Below are 22,126 nucleotides of genomic sequence, written 5' to 3'. Positions count from 1 at the left end.
TTATGGATAGTGCCTATGCTGTCGGCTTTTTCTCCTATGATATTAACATAGATAGAGCTTGATGCGGACTTTATCTCAATCTTGTCTGTCGCCCCAAATCTCCTGCAAACGTCTGTCTCGACCACAGTTCCAACGGTAGAGCTTGTAGCGAATGGCGCTCTTTTTATAGTAGTCCTGGTGGTAACTCTCGTGGCCCTTGATCGGGTAAAAGGTTGTGGCCTTTAAGATGGGGGTTATCACTCTCCTGTTTGGAAATCTCTTCTCTATGGCCCTTTTAGATTCTTCGGCAATGTGTCTCTCTTCTTTGCTTGCGACAAAGATGGCGGCCAGATAGCTTGGCCCCTTATCGCAAAACTGTCCTTTGTCATCAAAGGGATCGATGTTAAACCAGTAATGTTCCAACAGCTCGCGATAGCTGATCTTTTGGGGATCATAGCTTATCTGAACGGCCTCAACATGACCCGTATGCCTGCCGTTATAAGTCGGGTTCTTCAAGATCCCTCCACTAAAGCCTGAAACCACCCCGCTCACCCCGTCAAGTTTTTCAAAATCCGATTCCATACACCAAAAACAGCCTCCGGCCAGTACTGTGCTCTTCGCCATGACTTGGGATGCTGAGGAAAGTGAGAGTATTAGCAGGAGAAAGGCTGTCAGTTTCATCGTGGTTCTCCTTTTGTCTTTTTTGGGTGCTGGCAGAGTCGTTTGCGGGGCTAGCTGCCCGCAAGTGATTGGCTGTGCTGTTTCGGTTAGGGCTTTTAGGCATTCTCACCATCAGGCGAGAAAGCTCTTGCCTGATTACGACCCTCTGTCTTCGCCGTGTATAGGGCCTTATCCGCCTGCTCAATGAAATGGCTGAAGTCTGAACCTTTTTTGGGGACGACTGAGATAGCGCCCAGACTAATGGTGAGGTAGTTATTTATCTCTGAATCTTTATGTTCAATCTCAAGTTTGGCAATACTTGCCCTCATCTTCTCTGCCATGACCAGAGCTCCTGGCCCGCCCGTATTAGGCAGGATAGCTGCAAACTCTTCCCCGCCATATCTCGCCACAAAGTCAGTCGATCGTCTCATCTCAGCATTGAGGGCCATGGCAACTGTTTTGAGACATATATCACCCTCAGGATGGCCATAGAGATCATTAAATAGTTTAAAATAATCAATATCAATCATGATGAGAGTAATGGGGGTTTTCTCCCGTATGGCCCGAGACCACTCCTTGGCGATGAGATTATCAAAATGGCGACGATTGGCTATACCTGTCAGGCCATCGGTGAGTGAGATATGCTCTAATTTTTGATTGGCCTCGGTGAGTTCTGCAGTGCGTTGCCTTATTTTAATTTCAAGATGCTGCTTATGGCGCAGCAGCTCCTTATTGGCCTGATTGCGCTCCTCTGTGCTAAGCATCACTCTCCGCCCCCCAAAGTAGATGAGAAGCAAACCGCTAAGCCATATCAGACCATGTGATAAGAGCAGCTCTAGACGTTCCCGACTTTCCTTTGCCAGGAGATCAGTCATTGGTATTGATACAGAGATGCCTCCCCGGACATCTCCCACTTGGTATCCCTGGTGGCATTTAAGACAGGGCCTTTCGGTGATCATCGCCCACATATAGCGGAGGAATGGCTTGCCGCTGAGATCGGTAAGCTCACTCACCTCCCTCTTTCCCTGTTCAAAGGACTGCAGGGCCCTTGTTTCCCACAGATCCGCTATATTTTCCGGTCTAAGCAGCTTGAGGCTGGTGATATGCCCTCTTACTCCATATGTCTTGGCATAGGACTCGTGCATCTGCCGCATGGCATAGGCCGGGTTCATCAGGGTGAGATTTTTCGCTGAGGGCGTTTGGATGTCACGCTCCGGCAGGTGGACAAGGTACTTATTTGCCGGGGTCGTGGCATCGATGGGGACATAGACTCCGCCATGAGAGGCGACCCAGTGGCGCAGGGCCAAATCCTTTTTAAAAATGGTATGGGCCTCAGTTATGGCTGTTGTCTCTGTTTCGGCATGCAGGTGGTTTATCTCATGCGCAATCAGGGCACTCACGAGGATTGTCCATATCCCTGCTATCAGGATGAGGGGGTGTTTTCTGAATAAGTTAAATGTCTTCATGCCGTTTTTTATCTGTTAAGGGTTCAATGTACGGGCACTGTTGTAAATGTCCTGCTAGGACAGGGTAACGGGGTATTGAAAATCTTACCGTGCCTTATTGGTTGATCCTCAGCGCTCTGGTTGCAGGAGTCTGAAGGGGATCGCCCCCTCTCTTCATAGAAGACTATCATAGTCTCTTGGAAAATAGAATGAGTAGCCGAACCTGACTTGTGAGCAGGGCTCGTTTCCATAGAACTCTTCTACGCATCCGGGGCAGATCCCATGGCTAAAGGAGGCGTCGGAGTGTTTTTCTAGGAATGCCTGCAAGAGATTCCAGTGGCCCTTGTCGTCGCGTATTTTTTTTGCAATGTAAACAGATGGGTACTATTTCCTCTAATGTCTTAATTTCATTTAAGGCCTTTTGTAGCTCTTGGGTCCGTTCATCGACAAGCTTTTCCAAGTGAGTACGAAATTTTTTCATCTCTTTTTCTATCGGTGATATCCAACATATTGACGATACTGTAGAGAGGCCTGTCCTCTTCATCTATCACCGTTGTCACGTCGTGATAGACAGGAAAGATTGTCCCGTCTTTTCGAATATGATCCGCTTCAAAGGTGTGGTGGCCTAATTCATGGCTCTTGCTGATATGAGTAGATTTGGTTTTGTAATCATGTGGGAACCCAACACTTATCCTGTCTGCTGTCGCCTATGGTCTCTGCCATATCTGGTAGGTATAATTAATATTTGATTCAAAGTACTGCTCAAATACTAATTTAAAATCCTTCGGTACTTGAGGAAAGGTAATATCTCCGTCGATATTTTGATGAACCGTTGATAGATGTAGGGTGTCGGCTCTGTTAATCATGGCCTTGAATATTTCTCCACCACCTGCAACTATAATATGCTCTGTCTGTTGAGCAAGTTCACGGAGAGCATCCTCTATGGAAGGAAAAACGAGGACATTGTCATTCTGCGAGAGGAGGCCGGATCTGGTGATGACTGCGTATTTACGGTTGGGCAGAACCCCCATGGAGTCGAAAGTTTTTCTCCCAACCAGTAGCCATTGATTGAAGGTTATCGCCTTGAATAAGAGCTGCTCCCCTTTGACCATCCAGGGGATATCCGCTCCTTTACCAATGACTCCGTTTTCAGACTTTGCCGCCATGAGTGAAATCTTCATATGACCTCTTCTATTATTATTATTATTATTAACGGTCCTTGGATGAGCTTCCTGTCCAACTCTTTATTGAGACCTGCCAAACTCTGACTGATTTGAGCATCCTCTCATCTAGCGCCCATTTCTTCTCTGAGTAATGGGCGATTATCAGTTTGAGTGCCTCAACTCTCTTCTCTTTATTGGTAATTTCTGTAACCATGCCCTGGCAGAAGACGGTCTGAAATGAGAATCCCCATTGACAGGGTGATGTTTCATCAGATATGAGCTTAATATCGGTCTCAAATTCAAGGCAAACCTGACTGTTTGAGTTTATATACTCTATCTTTTGCCCTTTCTTAGCTGTATGGAAGTAGATGTTTAATCCATCGTAGGCAAAGGATAGGGGGACTATATAGGGGATATTGTCTTTTGCCATTCCCAATCGGCATACTGTGCATCTGTTAATAATCTTGTCTATCTCTTTCCTCTCCTTTATCTCCTTGTCACGGCGTCTCATTATCTGCTCCCATTTATTATTGGATTCACCGACGAGCAATGTCTTTATTTGGCTGGATGCCGGAAATCGAGTTTAAGAAGATCCTCTTAACCCTTATCTTTTCACTAATGTCTGCAATCTGTGTAAATCTGAGGCCAGGACTTTGCTGATGTTTTTCCAATCATATTTTTCAATGGCAATCCTGCGTAATTTTTCTTTGTAATATCTGTCAACAGAGAGGGCGCCTTTTGTCTTCGCTATGATATCCATTACCGTTTGCTCAGGCCGTGGACTTATTTTCATTAAGTCTACTACATTCTGAGGAAGGGCATCTGCTACGGAATCTATGCTCGCCGCCATGCCAGCAAAATATGTGCCGATGGGAAAGCAAGCTGAGGCCATTGCCTCTAAAAATACCAGGGGGCCGGCCTCGGCGACAATAGATGGAAAAATTGCTACGTCGCATGCAGGAAACAGGTGACACAGCTCTTTGTGAGTAAGGTATCCTGTGAATATTACGCTGTCTTGCTTCAGGTGCTTTTGCGCTTTTTTAAAATATGGAGTCAGCTTATCATGTTTTTTCAGGTGATTAAAATAGAGCTGTATCTCTTGCCAGGCGCTTTCCCCGTCACCCTCCAGCTCTCTTCCCCAGTTTACAAGATTAAGGACTAAGTCTGAGTGTCCGTTTTGTAATGCCCAAATAAGTGTTTCAAGTTGTTCGCGTTGTGGACCGTGTCCTACTATGATCAGGCGTGTATTTACTTGATTGGCAAGTATTTCAGGTAGGGCGGCTATGATTGAATGGAGACCTTTGTTTGCGATGAGTCGACCAACAAATAGAATGATTTTTTCATTATTCCACTCCACCATTTGCAACTTTTCTTCGACATTATCATCTGGAAATTTTGCATGGTAAGAGGATGAGGCATGTATAATACTCAATAAGTTTCGCTTGGAAATATCGGCTGTCAGTTGTTCTGGCATGGACTGTTGAGAGCCTGTCTTGCCCCGTGGCACCTTTTCTAATGCCAGGCAGAGCTTGCCTATATTGTCTTTTCTCTCTTCTCTCTTTATGGGGTTAAAGAGGGAGGTGTTGACCCCCAGATTTAACTCTTTCATTTTGTCTTCAATCTGAGGCAATTTTGTGAATAGGTTCTTGAGCCTCTCTCTCATCTCTTTGCCAATGACGTATATTCTCTGTGCCTCAGCAAATGCACTTTCGGCATAGTTAAAATATCTCCTGTCCTTTTTTACAGCATATTCGATGGCGCTCCCATGGGGCATTATAGCATAGGGGATATTTCGTGTCTTTCCTACTCGTTGGGCAACGACAGACATAAGAACGGCATGGTTGGCAAGAATAACCTTAATTTCATTTTCGTCTACTATTTGCTGGAGTATTTTAACGTTTGTCCGCAGATATGTTTCAATTTCTCCATCACTGAGTTCAACCATTGGTCGTACGTCAGAAAATTCTTCATATTTATCCTTTACATAGACAGGCAGTGTCTCTCCTATATGCGGTTTATGCATAATGCATCTGCCTGGATAGATGGGTTTGCGTTTTAGTAAGGTTTCCCTCTTCCCATTTGCCTTATAAAGTATTGCGTCACTGATAAAATCATAGAGATCCGGATGGTTTTCTTGACACATGAGGTGGACGGTTTCTCCGCTTTCACAGAGAGATTGGACAGTGGCACGGGTCCATAGGTTGCTTCCTGAGCCTTCAAGCAGGTATCCATGCAAAACTGTAATCATACTTCCTCCATAGGGATGGATTTCGGGGGGGGAATAGATCTGTTTGTTAGAAGCTGTTTGCTGATTTAAGCTACTGCCTAGGGGAGATAACTGTGAATAATTGTATTTTGTTGTACATCTTGCCAGCTAGTTTCATGCCCCTCCTTCAACTCGGACGCATGGCCAGCTGTTAAGCTAATTGTTTAGTAAAGGACTGAACCAAAATCCTCATAAACCTTTTCAATGGGAATGGCGAAGCCAATACCCTCTGTATTTTTTAGAACCATGGTGTTTATGCCACGAATATGACCGTTTTCGTCAATGAGCGGCCCACCGCTATTTCCTGGATTAATTGCCGCATCTGTCTGCAGATATATTTTTTTACTGTCATCTGCTCTTCTGTAGCCAGAGAAAATGCCTGCAGTAACAGTGTTTTGTAGGCCGACGGGGCTGCCTATAGTATAAACCTTATCTCCCTGTTGGAGCTTTGAGCCCGCTGGCGCTAGGGGGATTTTGCCATGCTCGACGGAAAAGATAGAAAGAAGAGCTAAGTCATAGTGGTCACTTACCTGGGTGAGATATCCAGTGTGTTTGCTACCATCGGCCATATAGACAACAATGTCACCTCTCTCTGTCACTGCCTTTTCCAAATTTTTTAATTCGTTTTCTTTCTGTGAAAGTTTTGGGAGTACCAGGGCAAGTTGGCGTTCATGTTCTGCAATAATAATTTTTAGCTGTTCGCGTCCCGGGCCCTTGGCCATCTTTTTCAGCCGTGCATGGAGATTGCGTATCTTCTGCTTTTCAAGCTCCACCAGTTTTCTTGTATTGTTGATATTTCTTCGCTGCTCCGAAAAGTCCTGTTTTACGGCTTTTACCACATGCCGATTGGTGATAATAAAACTATCGGTGAGGAAAAAACCGGAGCCGGTACTCCATGCTGTCCGTATCTGTACCGTCGCCCGTAGGGCCCTGGCAATAGCATCTGTTGTTGTCAAATTGGTTAGGGGAGCAAGCTCTTGTCGGGTAATTTTACCTGTGGACGCAGGTTTTACAGTTCTGCTTTCGCTGGCTGTGATAGTTGGCGGCGGGGCGGTGGCCCTTGGTTTTACAAAATAATAGGTGGTGGCGGCAGTACATAAGACCAGAAGGAGGATCAGGATGGTAAATGAAGGGCCGCTGACCTCTCTTTTTCTCTCAGGGAGTGGAATCTCTTGCGCCTCTGCTGTCGCCTTTTTCTTTTCAAGAAAGAGTTGATGCTTTGCGAAAATAATACCGCAGGACTCGCATTCTGCCTCACTGTTTTGTTGGTGTGAACACTTGGGGCAGGTGATGTCTTTGTCGCTCATTATTTTCTCCAAAAAAAACTATGCTGTTAGGTCAATGTGAATGATTTGTCTTGTTCCACCTCAGTGAGATGCTCAAAATCTGTTTTTAAGAGGATTTACCCGCGCCAGTTTTTTTTCTGGTAGAGCTTGCTGGCTCATTGGTTGCAGAATGTACTGATTTAAGATCCTCTCTCTTTCTGCAATGGCAAGCTTACATCATGCTAAATTTCCGATATATTTTTTTGAAGATGCCAACCAGGGTGAACTCTCTGTACAGGCGAAGACGTATCTGCTTTTCGATCTCGATAGCGATAAAGGTCAGTGCGCCTATGCCGATTATCAGAAAGAGATCCAATAACGCTATCTCCTCAGTTTCGAACACCATTTGTAACCATGGTAAATAGGTGATGGCAAATTGGCCAAGGATGACGGTGCTGACCGCTATCCATACTGCCTTTGTTCCGCGTACTGCCTTCCAGCTGAGTGAGGTTACATGCATATTGCGGATGAAAAAAAGCTGAAATGTTTCCAGCATCACAAGTGTATTCATGGCAATGGTCCGGGCCAGATTCACAGAGTAGCCGCGTTCAATGGCGTAGTTGAAGATGCCAAATACCCCAATCAGAAATAGACTCGCCACCAGGGCGACATGCCATAGCAGTTCGCCACTCAAGAGCGGTTCACCGTGGGGTCGGGGCGGACGGAGCATGACTTTTTTTTCTGTCGGTTCAAAGGCCAGGGCGATACCCAAGGTCACCGCAGTGATGGTGTTCACCCAGAGGATGAGGATCGGGGTGATGGGCAGGGTCATCCCCAGCATTAGGGCCAGAACGATGGTCAGGGCCTCGGCGGCATTGGTCGGTAGGGTCCAGTTTATTACCTTCTTTATATTGTCGTGGACCCTTCGTCCCTCGCGTATCGCTGCAACAATAGAGGCGAAATTGTCATCGGTCAGGACAATTTCTGCCGCCTCCTTGGCTGCTTCGCTACCGTTCTTACCCATGGATATGCCTACATCGGCGCGTTTGAGTGCTGGTGCATCATTAACCCCGTCTCCGGTCATGGCTACGGTCATGCCATTGGCCTGTAGGGCCATTACCAGTCGTAATTTATGCTCCGGGCTGGTGCGGGCAAAGATCCCGATTTTACTGACTCTTGCCGCAAGCGTTGCTTCGTCAAGTGTGTCCAGCTCTGCCCCGGTCAGTACCCTGTTGGTGTTTCTTAGTCCGAGTTGGTTGCCGATGGCGACTGCTGTTGCCGCATGATCACCGGTGATCATCTTCACCTCAATGCTGGCAAGGTGGCATTCAGCCACCGCCATAATTGCCTCTGGCCGCGGCGGGTCCATGAGGCCAACCAGTCCCAGAAATATCAGTGAATCCTCTATATCTGCATGTGCCAGTACCATATGCTCCGGTTTCATTGGCTTGGCTGCCAGGGCAAGTACGCGCTGGCCCTGGCTTGCAATGAACTGGGCCTGCTCTTCCCAGTAGTCATGATCCAGTGGTTCTGTTTCGCTTGCACTAAGCCCCTGTTTCCGGCACATGGTAAGCACCTTCTCCGGGGCACCCTTGACGAAGATAGCGGCCTTGTTTTTATGGTCGTGGTTGAGGGTGGCCATGAACTTATGTTCGGCGTCGAAGGGTATCATGTCGGTGCATGTCCATTCAATGTGCGCCTTGTGATCATCAAAGCCGGTTTTTCCGGCAAAGGCCAGCAGGGCACCCTCCATAGGATCGCCTTCAACCTGCCATGTTTCAGCTACTCTTGTCAGGACAGCGTTGTTGCAAAGCGCTGCCGTCCGGCCTAGATCCAGCAGTGCTGGATGATTGGCAATGGTGACAGTCTGCTCTTCCAGCCTAATATCTCCCGCTGGTTCATAGCCTGATCCGTCGACATTGAAGTGGTTCCGGCTGGTGATCACCGAAGCCACTTTCATTTCATTACGGGTAAAGGTACCCGTCTTGTCGGAACAGATCACAGATATTGATCCCAGGGTTTCGATGGCCGGCAGAAGGCGAATAATGGCATTATGGCGCGCCATGATCTGCACTCCCATGGCCAGAGTGATGGTCAGCACTGCCGGCAATCCCTCTGGTATGGCCGCGACAGAGAGACCTACTACCGCCATGAACAGATCGGTAAAGTCCTGATGGAGGACAAAGTAGCCGACGAGAAGAATCAGGCTTGCCAAGGTAAGGATGAAGAGGGTAAGCCACTTAGCGAAGACCTCCATCTTGGCTACCAGGGGAGTGGTCAGCATCTCCACTCGCGCGAGCAGGACACTGATGCGTCCGATCTCCGTCTCTCCGCCGGTGGCAACCACCACCCCCATTGCCTGTCCAGAGACGACGGTTGTGCCGCTATAGGCCATGGAGGAACGGTCGCCAAGCGGTGCGCCTTTCGCGACGGGCTCTGTCTGTTTTGTAGCGGCCATGGACTCGCCGGTGAGAATGGATTCCTGGATCTGTAAACCGTGGCTGGTGAGCAGGCGCAAATCAGCTGGCACCTTGTCGCCAGCTTCCAGCAAGACAATGTCACCGGGGACCAACTCTTCGCCCACTATGGTTTGTCGTCTGCCGCCGCGAATAACGGCTGCACGTAGAGCCAGCATATGCCGTATAGCCTCCATGGCCGTCTCTGCTTTGCCCTCCTGTAAAAAACCGATGATGGCGTTGATAATCACCACGGCAATGATCACAAATGTATTAAGCAGGCGGTCGAGCAGGGTGGTAATGCCGGCGGCAATGAGGAGAACGTAGATGAGGATGTTGTGAAAGTGGTGCAAAAAACGGAGGAGGACATGACGTCGTGCCGGTTCCGTCAACCGATTAGGGCCAAAATTGGAGAGTCGTTGTTTCGCCTCGATCTCATCCAAACCTGCGGTCCCTGTTTTCAGTTCAGCTAGGCTTTGTTCGCAGGTTTTGTCGTGCCAAGATTGAGTGGTTTTCATTGCGTCCCTTTGGCTCACCTGTCAGGATTGGCTTCGCCTGCCCGCGTAATTGCCCATTTTGCCAGTGGTGGCGAAATAATTTCATTGAGGGTAATTGAGACCAGCATTGCATTGAGCAGTAGATCGAAAATTTCTGCCGACAATATCGGTTTGGCGAGAAGTATGAGCCCCAGAGAGAGGCCGGCCTTCGGTAAAAGGGCCATGCCAAGGTTTTTATATATCTGGGGTGAGGCCTTAGAGATTTTACCGCCAAGAAAGGTGCCGATAAGTTTGCCACTGAATCGCCCGATCAGGAGGACGATGCCGAGGAAGGCGGATGAGGCAAACACGCTGGGATCAAAATGGGCCGCCGCCAGGGTAAAGAACAGGCAGAAAATCGTCTCCTTAATAGTGTCCACTTTATGGAACAGGTCTTCAGCGTGTTTGACCCTGTTGATAATGACAAAGCCCATAACCATATTTGCCAGGAGTGGGGAAAAACCGAACCTGTCTGCTGAGCCGCTGATCAGAAATATTGCCCCAAGGGTGAGCATGAGGTTGCTCTCGGTGTGCTTTGCCGGATCAAGGAAATTTTTGAAGATGAGTCCGCCGATAAGACCAATTGCTATGGCCCCGGCAACGGTTGTAATGCCCTGCATAATAAGAGAGTTGTCTGTCTGGCCCAATAATAACTGGCTGGCGATGGTGATCGCCCCGGAAAAGATGATGATAGTCAGGGCATCATCGAGTGCGACAACCCCAAGCAGGGTGGTGGTCAGGGGGCCTTTGGCTCGAAGCTCATGTATTATCGCCATGGTTGCTGCCGGGGCGGTTGCAGCTGAAATACTTCCCAGGATAAGGATCACAGACAGGAATGTGTTCCCGCTTTCACCTATAGAGGCTGGTAGGAAGTCCCGCACGGCGTAAACGGTAAGACAGGTACAGATAAAGGCACCAAGGCCCTGGGTCAGGGTTATCCATAGAATTTCTTTTCCCAGTCCACGAACCCGGGACATGAGAAGGCTTCCGCCTATGGAATAGGCGATAAAGGCCAGGGCTATTTCGGATGTGAAGCTAAAGAGATGGTCAATTTGTTGAAAAGAGATAATGCCGCTGACTGAAGGAGAAAAAATAAGACCGCTGACGATATATCCGCTTATCCGTGGCAGGCCGAAAAAATTTGCGGCTCTACCGGCGAAATATCCGGTAACTAAAACAAGACCGAGGATGAGGAGGGGTTCAAAGGTGGAAGGAGTCATAGAGAGATCTCGTAAGTTTCAAATAGGGGAGATTAAGGTAATTATTTTTTTGATAAACTCCTGTTTCTCTCGTTCGTAGCCTGTGAACGGAGATAGGCTGGCCTTGCTGGCCTGTTCTGCTTAGGCCTTGAGCCACTGTTGCCATGTAAGAGTCGACCACCCATCTTGGATTATAAGAGCTTTTAGCGGTTTTGTTGGATCTATGGGTTGGAGTGGTTTGAAGGGTTTTGCCGGGGGTGAGGGTGGGGGCGGTTTGATAGGCTTGGTGGAGGTGGAAGGGGTACAATCTTCAATCCAGGCTACCGGCTTGCCCTCTCTGTCTAAGAATAAGCCGTCATCAACGGGGCCAAGCCACTTTAGATTGTGGGCTGAAAATAGATTGCCATCATTGTGAAATGCTAACCAGTCCAGATCCAGACTAAATATATTCATGCCATCATACCAACCTGTCAGCTCAGCATCTCTACCATATATTGGGGTCATTTCTACTCCTTGCTTAACTGTTTTTTAATAGATGGAGTTGCACCTCTGGTTGATATCGCCCATCTCTTCTCTCGGTCTGAGGGGGGCATTGGCGGATATTTGCTCCTCTCCCATATTCAGTAACATTATATGGGCTATGGAAAATGAAATCTACCCTAAGGCCAAGCTTTGCCGTTTTTTTTGCTAACTCTGGAGGAGTGGCCTCTCTTTGTTGAGCTGCTTTTTTGGCGCGATCATTGCCAGAGTTACTTTGCCGATGGATGTCATTTCGTTGTTTGTGGAGGGGGAGTGCCAGCGCTGTTATTAAGGGGAGTGGTGATGATGAGGTGGAGGTGTGGCGATTACCTGCGGGGCTGGCTGGTGCCATTGTGGGGTGGGCCGGAATCGTTGTTTACGAACGGTTCCGGCCCCTTTTTGCTTTTTGCTTTTTGCTCTGCAGCTCTTAGCCGTGTAGAGGCATGTCCTCGATCTTAAAGGCGGTTTCTAGAAGGATCTCAGCAAGGGTTGGATGGGCGTGAATGGTTTTAGTGAGCTGTTTCGCTGTTATGCCGTTGCTCACGGCCAGGGTGGCCTCGCCGAGGAGATCCGTGGCATGGGCACCGGCAATGTGGATCCCAAGAATTTTTCCATCCTCTTTGGCACAGACTATCTTGGTGACTCCTGCTAACTCGCCGATGACCTGAGCCTTGCCCAAGGTTCTGAAGAGACTGCTTTCAGCCCGGATATTTTCCTTGCCGTACAGTTCGGCGGCCTGGGCTTCGGAGAGTCCCACGCAACCGATTTCGGGCATGGTGAAAATAGCACTTGGCATTACCTGCCAGTTCATCTCTTCTGCGCCGCCAAAACAATTTTCAGCCGCAATCTCCGCCTCGGTTGAGGCAGTATGGGCCAGCATGATTCGTTCGGGGCCAAGCACATCACCAATGGCGTAGATATGAGGAACCGTTGTCTGTAGGTTGGCCCCGGTGCTTATCCAGCCCCGCTTTGTGGTCTCTACGCCTGCCTGGTCTAGATCCAAACTGGCGCTACTGGCCCTGCGTCCGATGCAGACCAGTACCTTTTCTGATTCTATCTGTTTGGCTTTTTCTGTACCGTTTTTCCCCTGGCTAACCAGATTGAGCTGAACCATACCATTTTTTTGGCTTGCCGAGGCCAGGGTTGTCTTCAGCTCGACCTTGATCTTCTTTTTCTTCATCTCCCGGAGAAGAAGCTTTGAACACTCCTCCTCAACGGAGGGGAGGGGGAGGAGGCGTTCAAGGCCTTCCACCAGAGTCACCTCAACGCCAAAGCTCTGCAGGATGCAGGCGAATTCACAGCCAATGACTCCGCCACCTATAATAGTAATGGACTCTGGTATTTCTTTAAGAGAAAAGATATGATCACTGGAGAGTATCCTGTCTCCGTCAAAGGGGAGGAAGGGGAGGGCCATCGGTGTGCTACCGGTGGCGATGATCAGCTTATCAAATTGCACCTCCTCTGTCTCGCCGTCTTTCCTGGTGACAGAGAGGCTATGGCTACCGGACATCTTGGCCTCTCCCCCAATATAAGAGATGGAGTTTTTTGCCAGGAGGCCGTGGATGCCCTTAGATTGGGAGGCAATGATACCCTTGGTTCGTTCTTGAAGTCTCTCCAGGTTGAGTTTGCCTTCGCTGATCCCATCTATGCAAAAGCTTGCAGAATCTTTGATGGAGTTAAGGGTGTCAGCGCTCTGCTTATATATTTTTGAAGGGATGCATCCCCAGTTGAGACAGGTGCCACCTACATTTTCTTTTTCTATTACAGTGACGTCTCCACCAAGCTGCGCTGCTCGTATTGCCGCTACATATCCGCCAGGTCCTGCTCCTAAAACAACAATTTTAACTTTCATCTCAGTGGTTCCCATAGTGTTTATTGTGGAATATGCTGTTATTCACGGCATCAAAGTACGAAATAGGTATTTTCATGCTTCAAAAATATGTATAATAGCAATATATACTAAAATGACCTTTTAAATCAATTCTCAAAATATAATAAATAAATGAAACTGGATAAAATAAATATTGCCATCCTTGAGCATCTTCGCGATGGACGCATGGCCTACAAAAAAATCGCTGAAAATCTCAGCGTTGCTGAGGGAACAATCAGATCCCGGGTAAAGAAGATGCAGGATGAAGGGGTTCTTCAGATAACCGGCCTTATTGATCCAGATCTCATGCCTGAGCAGAGCGTTATCATGGTTGGTGTCCGGGTAAAGGACATGAACCTTGTTAAGAAGGGTGAGGAATTTAGTAGACTTCGGGGGGTTATCTCTGTCTGTGTTGTCACCGGCCGTTATGATCTTATTCTCACCGTTGCCTTGACCTCTGGCTTCAGCATGCTAGAATTTTATAATGATGAGGTTTGCACTATTGATAATGTGGGCGAGGTAGAGACCTTCGTTGTTTATAAGAGCTTTAACGTTGAAGGTACCCCTCTCACTTTAGGAGAGGGGCGATATCCTGTTTCCACCATACATAGGGGACTTATTCGATGGAAAATACAGACGTAAAAAAAACGACATTACATACTTACCATGTAGAGCAGGGAGCGCATATGGCGCTTTTTGGCGGTTACGATATGCCTCTCTGGTATCCCGTTGGCGCCAAGGCAGAGCATCTTGCCGTGGTAGAGTCTGCAGGCATCTTTGATACCAGCCATATGTCCGTGCTCACCGTTCAGGGAGCAGGTTCAAGGGCTGTCCTCCAACACTGCTTTACCAAGGACCTCGAGCGGGCCATTGGCCCCAAGAAGCTTGCCCTGCCCGTTGGTAGATGTGTCTACGGACTCTTTCTCTTGGAAGATGGCTCGGTACTCGATGATGCCCTGGTCTATATGCTTGCTGAAAATAGTTATATGGTCGTGGTTAATGCGGGTATGGGCGGGTCAGTGGTGAGCCACTTGGAGAATCATGCTGCCGACGGTGTCGATATTGCTGATTGCACTGCCAGCGTGGGCAAGATGGATCTTCAGGGGCCTTTCTCTGCGGTAATTCTCAAGAAAATCATCAAGAATCCAGAGGATCTTTTCGCTCCTCTGCCCTATTTTTCCTTTAAGGGCGGCACTGCCGATTGTCCCACCGCGACAGAGGTTGAGTTGTTGGATGGTACCTCCTTTATGGTTTCTCGTACGGGATATACCGGCGAGTTTGGCTTTGAGTTTTTTATCGAGCGGGAAAAGCTTGTCCAACTCTGGCAGATAGTGCTGGCGGCAGGGGCTGAATATGGCCTTATTGCCTGCGGTCTTGCCTCCCGTGATTCTTTGCGCGCGGGTGCTGTTCTTCCCCTCTCTCATCAGGATATCGGTGCCTGGCCATTTACCAACACCCCTTGGCCTTTTGCCCTTCCCTATGGAGAGGATGGTAACTTTACCAAGGACTTTGTTGGTGCAGATGTGGTTTCAGAACCATGCACAGACGATTTTACCTATCCTTTTGCGGGCTTTGATCCCCGTAAGATTCAGGTGGAAGAGGATACCGTTGTGGTGGATGACGAGGGCGAGACCATCGGTCATGTCCTCACCTGTACCACCGATATGGCCATTGGCCGAGTCGATGGACAGATCTACAGCATTACCAGCCCAGTCGAGAAGGGTTGTCCGCAAGATTTTTCTCCGCGTGGCCTTTCCTGCGGTTTTATTCGGGTAACCTGTCCCTTGGAGATTGGTGATGAGGTAACGCTTCGTTGTGGTAAGCGAAAGATAAAAGTTGAGATTCGGGGGGATATTCGTCCCGACCGTACTGCCAGAAAGGCAGCTAAATCCATGCTGTTGGTAGAAAAATAGACCATAGAAACAGAAAAAATATTATCAGGAGGGCATATGAAAGAATTTGACGAATTAAACCTACCCGGAGATCTACGCTACAGTGATGATCACGAATGGGCAAAGCTTGAGGATGGAGTTGTTCGAATTGGCGTAACTGACTATGCACAGGATCAGTTGGGCGATATTGTTTTTGTTGAGATGCCTGAAGTAGGTGATACCTTCGACAAGGGCGATGAATTTGGTACCCTCGAGTCAGTTAAAGCTGTTTCTGAACTGTATCTGCCAATCGGTGGTGAAGTTGTTGCTATAAATGAGGCCCTGGTAGATGCACCGGAGCTTATCAATAGTGATCCCTATGCCAACTGGATCGTGGCCCTTAAGCCAGCGGATGCGGCAGAGCTTGAAGAACTTTTGGATGTTGCTGCATATAGCGAGATGATCAAAGGTTAGTCTTCTCTTGTGCTGTAATTGGCAAGCAACGATGCCTCCTCGGGCATTGTTGCTTTTTGCTAGATAGTTTGCAGTATTAAATGCTTTTTTTGAGTAAAAAGAAGGACATAAAATGCGTTATCTACCCCATACCGAAGAAGAAATACAGGAAATGTTGGAGGTTGTAGGCAAGGAGAGTTTAGACGATCTGTTTAGCTCTGTGCCTGCGGAATGTCGCTATCAGGGAGATATTCCAATCCCTGCGGCCTTGACAGAGTGGCAATTAAAGGATCATTTCGCAGCCCTTATGAGTAAAAACAGGGTGAACCAGGAGCATAAGGTGCTTATTGGTGCGGGTAGTTATGATCACTATGTGCCGGAGATTTTGCCAAGCCTGATGAGCAGATCGGAGTTTTTGACTGCCTATACCCCTTATCAACCAGAAGTTGCCCAGGGTACCTTGCAGGGAATCTTTGAATATCAAACTCTAACGGCGCGCCTTCTGGGAACCGATGCGGTAAATGCCTCCATGTATGACGGAGCATCAGCCCTTGCCGAATCTGCCCTTATGAGCTTTCGTATTGCCCGTAAGAAAAAGACGGTGGCCCTCTCGGCAGCCATTCATCCTCACTATCGTGAGGTGGTGGCAACCTATCTTCAGGCAACGGACTTTACCATTATCGAGCTTCCTGTTGATGCTGAGGGTCGTACCGATCTCTCCTCTCTGGCAGGAATTGAGGGGCTGGCATCTGTGGCCATCCAATCACCAAACTTTTTTGGTGTGGTTGAGGACCTTCAGGGCTGTGGCGAGAAAATACACGATGTCGATGCCCTCTTTATCAGTTGCTTTAGTGAGGCCCTTGCCTACGGTCTACTGAAGAGTCCTGGTGAATGTGGTGCCGATATTATCTGTGGCGAAGGTCAGAGTTTTGGTCTTGGCAGAAGTTACGGTGGTCCCGGTGTTGGAATGATGGGCTGTCGGGACAAACTTGTCCGTAATATGCCGGGTAGAATTGTCGGACAGACCCTTGACACTAAGGGTAAGCGAGGCTTTGTTCTTACTCTGGCAACACGTGAGCAGCATATTCGTAGGGAGAAGGCGACCTCTAATATCTGCTCGAATCAGGGTATCTGCGCCATGACAGCCGGTATGTATATGGCAACCCTGGGTGGAACTGGTATTCGTCAGCTTGCCCGTCTCAACTATGACAAGGCTGCCTATCTTCGTTCTGAGCTGATCAAACTTGGGGCAAAACCTCTCTTTGATGCGCCGGTATTTAATGAATTTGCCCTCCGTTTTCCTTTTGACTTTGAGCGGGTACGCGAGGCATTGAAGGAGGAGTCTGTGGTTGCAGGTCTCTCTCTTGAAGCCTACTATCCTGATCTTCAGGGGGCCTATCTCTTCTGTGCCACCGAGACTCTTAAAAAGGAAGATATTGATCGTATTGTCTCTTCTATTAAAAAGCATGCACTTCAGGAGGTGTAATCATGAATGCATCTGGAAATACGGGGCTAATTCTTGATGAACCCCTGTTGTGGGAAAAGGGAAGTAAGGGACGAATGGCATTTTCAATGCCTGAAAATGATGTTCCGGCAGCTGAGCTTGATCCGTCTCTGCTCGGTGCTGGACCGGACTTTCCCGATTTGAGTGAGGTGGATGTCGTTCGTCACTATACCCGTCTCTCCCAGTGGAACTTTGGCGTTGATACCGGCATGTATCCTCTTGGTTCCTGTACCATGAAGTATAATCCCAAGATCAATGAGCGTTTTGCCGCCATGCCTGAGATTACCTCGGCTCACCCAATGCTTGAAGCTGAGGATTGTCAGGGTTTGCTCCAGCTCCAGTATGATTTACAGGAGGAGCTTGCCCGCATAACAGGTATGGACGCAACCACCCTGCAACCGGCAGCGGGTGCTCAGGGAGAGTTTACCGGTATGTTGGCCTTTGCCTGCTTTCACAAGAGCAATGGCGAGAAGAGAAGCAAGATTCTTATTCCTGATACTGCTCATGGTACCAATCCTGCCAGTGCATCTCTTTGTGGATTCAAGCCTGTCTCTCTTAAGAGTAATGATACAGGTGTATTGGATGCGGCAGAGGTTGAAAGGCTCATGGATGAGGATACGGCCGGCATCATGCTGACCATTCCCAATACCCTGGGTATCTTTGAGCGTGATATTCGTAAGATTGCCGATATTGTCCATGCCAAGGGTGGCCTGGTTTACGGTGATGGCGCCAATATGAATGCCTCCATGGGAATGATAGACTATAAGAGATGCGGAGTTGATATCATGCATCTCAATTTGCATAAGACCTTCTCTACCCCTCATGGTGGTGGTGGCCCGGGTGCAGGCGCTGTTTGTGCGGTTAACAGGCTTCTTCCCTTCCTGCCCCGTCCAATGGTGATCAAAGATGGCGAGAGCTATAAGCTTGACTTCGATCGTCCCCAATCCCTCGGTCGGGTCCACGCCTTCTACGGTAACTATGGTGTTTTGGTGCGCACCCATAGCTATATTCGGAGTATGGGCGGTAATGGTCTCCGTTTGGCCAGTCAGCTTGCGGTACTTAATGCTAATTATATCAAGGCTGAACTGCGAGATACCTTTCATCTTGGTTACGAGACCGAGACCCTGCATGAATGTGTCTTCTCCGATGCCAATCAGGTTGAGTATGGGGTTACCACCCTTGATATGGCCAAGCGTCTGATTGACTACGGTTATCATCCACCCACGATCTACTTTCCACTCATTGTCCACGGCGCGATTATGATTGAGCCAACGGAGACAGAGTGCAAGGCAGATATTGACCTCTTTATTGGGGCAATGAAGCAGGTGGCTCAGGAGGCTATAGATGATGCAGATCTTCTCCATAGTGCCCCTGTAAATACCAAGGTGGGCCGTCTTGATGAGACCCTGGCAGCCAGAAAGCCATGCCTGCGTGGCTAGTTTTTCTCGGGGCGGATATTCACTATCCGCCCCTAGCTAGGAATTATCTATGTCTTTTCTTGTAGATCTTGGCGCCACCTCCTACATAGCCTGCTATGCTACTCAGCAGGCAGTGGTGGCAAGACGGTGCAGTGGTGACCTTGATCGTGACTGTTTTCTGCTTACCGAACACCCCCCCGTCTATACTCTGGGCAAGCGTGGAGGAGAGCAACATCTCCATATATCTAAAGAGATGTTAGCCCAAAAGGGGATAGATGTTGTCTCCATCGAGCGTGGTGGAGAGATTACCTACCATGGACCGGGACAGTTGGTTCTCTATCCCATTCTTCATCTGCGGAAGCGTAAAATGCGGGTGACCGAATACGTTGGCCTGTTGGAGGAGACCATGATTCGCCTGGCAGCCGACTTTGGGGTTAGGGTGGTGCGTAATACTAGAAATGCCGGGGTTTGGACCGAAGACGGTCGCTCTAAGATAGGAAGTATTGGTATTGCCATCCGCCATGGTGTCTCATTTCATGGCTTTGCCTTCAACCTCAACACCGATCTTGAGCCCTTCTCCTGGATTAATCCCTGTGGTCTTACCGGGGTGACGGCAACCAGTCTTGCCCGGGAGGCTGGAACTGATTTTGACCCTGCCGAAGTGAAAAAACGGCTCCTGTCCATTGTGGCAGATCTTTTTGGAGAGTTTACCGTGGTAGACTCTTTGCATAGTGTAAAATAAAAACCTAAGGATATCTCATGGCTTGTTCCCATCAGAAGAATGAGCAGATGCGCGTTGGTAAACCAAAATGGCTTCGTCGCAGTCTGCCTACCGGTCCTGAATACGAAAAAATCAGAACATTGCTCAAGGGCAGTGGTTTGACCACCGTATGTCAGGAGGCGCAGTGCCCCAATCAATTTGAATGTTACTCCAAGGGAACGGCAACATTTATGATTATGGGCGATCACTGTACCCGTAACTGCCGTTTTTGTGCCGTGGCCCATGGACCCAAGGCCCTGCCCGATGAGGATGAGGCAGAGCGGGTGGCGGATGCGGTCTCTCTCTTGGGCCTGCGCTATGCCGTTATCACCTCGGTGACCCGGGATGATCTGGCCGATGGTGGAGCATCCTGTTTTGTCAGGGTCATAGAGGCCATCCGCAAGAAAAACCCCAAGACCTTGATTGAGGTGCTGATTCCCGATCTTGCCGGTAATTGGGGGGCCCTGCAGACTATTCTCGATGCTCGTCCCGATGTCCTTAACCACAATATTGAAACAGTGCCCCGACTCTACTCCGTAGCCCGTCCTGGTGCTGAGTATAGACGTTCTCTGGAACTCCTGCGGGAGGTACGTCGTCGTGCCCCTCAGATGGTGACTAAGACGGGTATGATGTTGGGCCTTGGTGAAGAGACAGAAGAGCTCTATGCCACCTGGCAGGACCTGCGTGAGTCCGACTGTGATATCCTTACCATGGGCCAGTACCTGCAACCCACGGTGGATCATCTGCTGGTGCAACGTTTTGTTGAGCCGACAGAGTTTGATCGTCTGGGCGATGTGGCTCTGGCAAAAGATTTTCTGGCTGTGGCTTCCGGCCCCTTTGTCCGTAGCTCCTATGAGGCGGAGAAACTTTTTCGTAAGGCCGAGCTGGCCCGAAAATAGTTGAATGTTACTGAAATGGTGGCTTGAGCCTTACAGGGCTCAATCCATCTGTTTTTGTTGTTGTCAGGCTCCTCTCTTTGCCTTAGGAATGAAAATCATTGGAATCTAAGGGTGCCTGTTTTCTTTCACTTTCGCTGTAATCACGTACAACGGAACAAACCCGTATTCGGTATTTTGAAAAAAGTTCGTTTTTCCCTCTTTGTTGATCCAATCTATGAGCCATATAAGTTCTCCACTCCTCTACGGCCATTTCATCTTCCCATAAGGAGAGAGAGAGAATTTTCTTCTCTTCAATAAGACTCTGGAATCTCTCCATGGACAGTAGCCCTTTAAATTTTGGGAGTTCTTCTTTAAGTGATGTGGCTAATTCAAGATACTTTTTCTTTCCGGTTTCTGTTGGGTAAACTTCAAATATCACTGCAATCATCTTCTATCCTTAGTTGTTGTTTGTCTCTTCAAAAAACAGACGGTTTTGCTTTCTTATTCCAGCATTTTTCTTTTTCTCTTTCCTGTATCCAGATGCAAGCCGCATAGCTTACCGTCTGGAGCCTTACCTGCCTGGCTTTTGTAGTTCTGATGCTAGCGAGGCCGGTGGTGAGCAACTCTTCTACAGTTGGAGAAAAGTAGTTCATCCCCTCTCTGTCTTTCATTTACCTGATAAGTGTTAATGTTTCTATATTACACAAGTCATGCTATCATCACTAGAGAATGGTTTTGATATCAGATATCATAAAATGTGATACCGTCTGGTTTGACAATAAAATGAAAAGAAACTGGAAAGAGAATGGAAACAAGTTCATTACGAATTTTTCTGTCGGTAGTGGAGACTGGAAGCGTATCTGGTGCAGCAAAACAACTCAACTATGTCCAATCGAATGTGACGGCTCGAATCAGACAGTTGGAGGAAGAGTTGGGGGTGGCTCTCTTTATTAGAAAAAGCCGTGGAATGTCTCTTACCTCCGAAGGGAGAGTGTTAAAGGAATATGCTGAAAAAATCCTCTACCTGGTTCGGCAAGCATCTAAAGCTGTTAATGAATCATTGGATCTGGGAGGAGAATTAATCGTAGGAAGTATGGAGACAGCTGCAGCTATTTACTTGCCGATTATTTTGAGTAAATTTCACAAGGAGAATGCAAATGTTAACCTCTCGCTTCTTACAGGAACCTCAGAAGAAATTATTCTAAAAGTACTGGAGCATAAAGTTGATTGTGCCTTTGTGGGAGGTAAAGTCAACCATCCTGATATTATGCAGTACAAAGTCATTGAAGAAGAGCTGGTATTGTTTAACAAAAAGCCTTTCTCCTCTATTGAGGAGAGTAAGAACATCACTTTGCTCGTCTTCAGGGAAGGTTGTGCATATAGGGCTCATTTAAAACACTGGCTTTCATATTACGGTATTAGGCAATATAAGATTATGGAATTTGGTGCCTTGGATACGATTCTTGGATGTGTAGAAGCTGGCATGGGGTTAACAATACTTCCACGAGCAGTAGCAGAAAGGCCGCAGTACGCTCATTTTAAAGTCCAAAATCTTCCTAAGGAAATTTCATATATCAACACCAGTTTTATCTACCACAAGGATACCGCTTTAACCAATGCCATGAAATCCTTTTTGGCTTTGGTGGAAAAGACAAATTTTTTTTAATGCTGTGTTTGTATTGTGCTCTTCCCAACACAAAATACCCTCTGCATTCATGCCATATCCCTCGCAACTACCTAACCTTTTAATCAGACAGGTAATTATCTTAAATGGCTTTTTGATTCGCCTGAAATGTGCCTTGAAAATGACCTTGCCCCATTTCTGTGCTGTATTGGTTAAGCTAATTGTTTGCAACAAATCAAACTGCTCTTCGAATTCTGCAG

At 48.0% G+C, this 22,126-nt stretch carries 20 protein-coding genes; 8 read left to right on the top strand and 12 right to left on the bottom strand.

Going from position 1 to position 22,126, the window contains the following annotated elements; translation table 11 throughout:
• Positions 1 to 75: 75 nt before the first annotated feature.
• From msrA to lpdA, 11 genes are all read right to left on the bottom strand, one after another.
• On the bottom strand, positions 76 to 660 hold the full coding sequence (gene msrA / locus DP_RS01560) for a peptide-methionine (S)-S-oxide reductase MsrA (RefSeq protein WP_011187560.1): 585 nt from the start codon (positions 658 to 660) through the stop codon (positions 76 to 78).
• A 95-nt stretch (positions 661 to 755) separates the two neighbouring features.
• Complete coding sequence (locus tag DP_RS01555) at positions 756 to 2,105, bottom strand: diguanylate cyclase domain-containing protein (protein ID WP_011187559.1); 1,350 nt, start codon at positions 2,103 to 2,105, stop codon at positions 756 to 758.
• 419 nt (positions 2,106 to 2,524) lie between these two features.
• Complete coding sequence (locus DP_RS19080; protein ID WP_407637888.1) at positions 2,525 to 2,731, bottom strand: PAS domain S-box protein; 207 nt, start codon at positions 2,729 to 2,731, stop codon at positions 2,525 to 2,527.
• A gap of 60 nt (positions 2,732 to 2,791) precedes the next feature.
• Positions 2,792 to 3,265 (bottom strand): trimethoprim-resistant dihydrofolate reductase DfrA, encoded by a 474-nt coding sequence (gene dfrA, locus DP_RS01545; protein ID WP_011187556.1) that lies wholly within the window; start codon positions 3,263 to 3,265, stop codon positions 2,792 to 2,794.
• Positions 3,266 to 3,293: 28 nt separating this feature from the next.
• Positions 3,294 to 3,758: a pyridoxamine 5'-phosphate oxidase family protein gene (locus DP_RS01540; RefSeq protein ID WP_041277489.1), complete on the bottom strand. Its 465-nt coding sequence runs from the start codon at positions 3,756 to 3,758 to the stop codon at positions 3,294 to 3,296.
• 93 nt (positions 3,759 to 3,851) lie between these two features.
• Positions 3,852 to 5,495 carry a glycosyltransferase gene (locus DP_RS01535; protein WP_011187554.1) on the bottom strand — a complete coding sequence of 548 codons (1,644 nt, stop codon included), beginning with the start codon at positions 5,493 to 5,495 and terminating at the stop codon, positions 3,852 to 3,854.
• Between the two features lie 182 nt (positions 5,496 to 5,677).
• A complete protein-coding gene (locus tag DP_RS16455; RefSeq protein ID WP_049784979.1) occupies positions 5,678 to 6,820 on the bottom strand; it encodes a trypsin-like peptidase domain-containing protein in 1,143 nt (380 codons plus the stop codon).
• Between the two features lie 190 nt (positions 6,821 to 7,010).
• On the bottom strand, positions 7,011 to 9,752 hold the full coding sequence (locus DP_RS01525) for an HAD-IC family P-type ATPase (RefSeq protein ID WP_041277488.1): 2,742 nt from the start codon (positions 9,750 to 9,752) through the stop codon (positions 7,011 to 7,013).
• 14 nt (positions 9,753 to 9,766) lie between these two features.
• Positions 9,767 to 10,990, bottom strand: coding sequence for a cation:proton antiporter (locus DP_RS01520; protein ID WP_011187551.1), 1,224 nt, complete (start codon positions 10,988 to 10,990; stop codon positions 9,767 to 9,769).
• Between the two features lie 120 nt (positions 10,991 to 11,110).
• Complete coding sequence (locus tag DP_RS01515; RefSeq protein ID WP_041277487.1) at positions 11,111 to 11,473, bottom strand: 4-fold beta flower protein; 363 nt, start codon at positions 11,471 to 11,473, stop codon at positions 11,111 to 11,113.
• A 442-nt stretch (positions 11,474 to 11,915) separates the two neighbouring features.
• Positions 11,916 to 13,340 (bottom strand): dihydrolipoyl dehydrogenase, encoded by a 1,425-nt coding sequence (lpdA, locus tag DP_RS01510; protein WP_041277486.1) that lies wholly within the window; start codon positions 13,338 to 13,340, stop codon positions 11,916 to 11,918.
• Between the two features lie 150 nt (positions 13,341 to 13,490).
• On the opposite strand from lpdA, the gene DP_RS01505 reads away from it, so the two are divergent.
• The 7 genes from DP_RS01505 to lipA all read left to right on the top strand — a co-directional run bounded on the left by DP_RS01505 (position 13,491) and on the right by lipA (position 20,263).
• Positions 13,491 to 14,000 (top strand): Lrp/AsnC family transcriptional regulator, encoded by a 510-nt coding sequence (locus DP_RS01505; protein WP_011187547.1) that lies wholly within the window; start codon positions 13,491 to 13,493, stop codon positions 13,998 to 14,000.
• Complete coding sequence (locus DP_RS01500) at positions 13,982 to 15,271, top strand: aminomethyltransferase family protein (protein WP_011187546.1); 1,290 nt, start codon at positions 13,982 to 13,984, stop codon at positions 15,269 to 15,271. The genes DP_RS01505 and DP_RS01500 overlap by 19 nt, the downstream gene beginning before the upstream one ends.
• Before the next feature lie 36 nt (positions 15,272 to 15,307).
• Positions 15,308 to 15,703 carry a glycine cleavage system protein GcvH gene (gcvH, locus tag DP_RS01495; protein ID WP_011187545.1) on the top strand — a complete coding sequence of 132 codons (396 nt, stop codon included), beginning with the start codon at positions 15,308 to 15,310 and terminating at the stop codon, positions 15,701 to 15,703.
• A gap of 112 nt (positions 15,704 to 15,815) precedes the next feature.
• Positions 15,816 to 17,168, top strand: coding sequence for an aminomethyl-transferring glycine dehydrogenase subunit GcvPA (gene gcvPA, locus DP_RS01490; RefSeq protein ID WP_011187544.1), 1,353 nt, complete (start codon positions 15,816 to 15,818; stop codon positions 17,166 to 17,168).
• Between the two features lie 2 nt (positions 17,169 to 17,170).
• Positions 17,171 to 18,625: an aminomethyl-transferring glycine dehydrogenase subunit GcvPB gene (gcvPB, locus tag DP_RS01485; protein WP_011187543.1), complete on the top strand. Its 1,455-nt coding sequence runs from the start codon at positions 17,171 to 17,173 to the stop codon at positions 18,623 to 18,625.
• Between the two features lie 49 nt (positions 18,626 to 18,674).
• Positions 18,675 to 19,346 (top strand): lipoyl(octanoyl) transferase LipB, encoded by a 672-nt coding sequence (gene lipB, locus DP_RS01480; RefSeq protein ID WP_011187542.1) that lies wholly within the window; start codon positions 18,675 to 18,677, stop codon positions 19,344 to 19,346.
• Positions 19,347 to 19,363: 17 nt separating this feature from the next.
• A complete protein-coding gene (gene lipA, locus DP_RS01475) occupies positions 19,364 to 20,263 on the top strand; it encodes a lipoyl synthase (RefSeq protein WP_011187541.1) in 900 nt (299 codons plus the stop codon).
• 82 nt (positions 20,264 to 20,345) lie between these two features.
• On the opposite strand, the gene DP_RS01470 is transcribed toward lipA, so the two are convergent.
• The gene (locus DP_RS01470; protein ID WP_011187540.1) at positions 20,346 to 20,690 is read right to left on the bottom strand and encodes an antibiotic biosynthesis monooxygenase family protein; all 345 of its coding nucleotides are present in this window, start codon (positions 20,688 to 20,690) and stop codon (positions 20,346 to 20,348) included.
• Between the two features lie 357 nt (positions 20,691 to 21,047).
• Here DP_RS01470 and DP_RS01460 point away from each other — a divergent pair, with 357 nt between their 5' ends.
• The gene (locus DP_RS01460) at positions 21,048 to 21,908 is read left to right on the top strand and encodes a LysR family transcriptional regulator (RefSeq protein ID WP_011187538.1); all 861 of its coding nucleotides are present in this window, start codon (positions 21,048 to 21,050) and stop codon (positions 21,906 to 21,908) included.
• The last annotated feature ends 218 nt before the right edge of the window (positions 21,909 to 22,126 follow it).

Origin of the sequence: Desulfotalea psychrophila LSv54 (genome assembly GCF_000025945.1) — a bacterium.
GTDB lineage: Bacteria > Desulfobacterota > Desulfobulbia > Desulfobulbales > Desulfocapsaceae > Desulfotalea > Desulfotalea psychrophila.
This window is presented reverse-complemented; position numbering and strand designations above follow the sequence as displayed.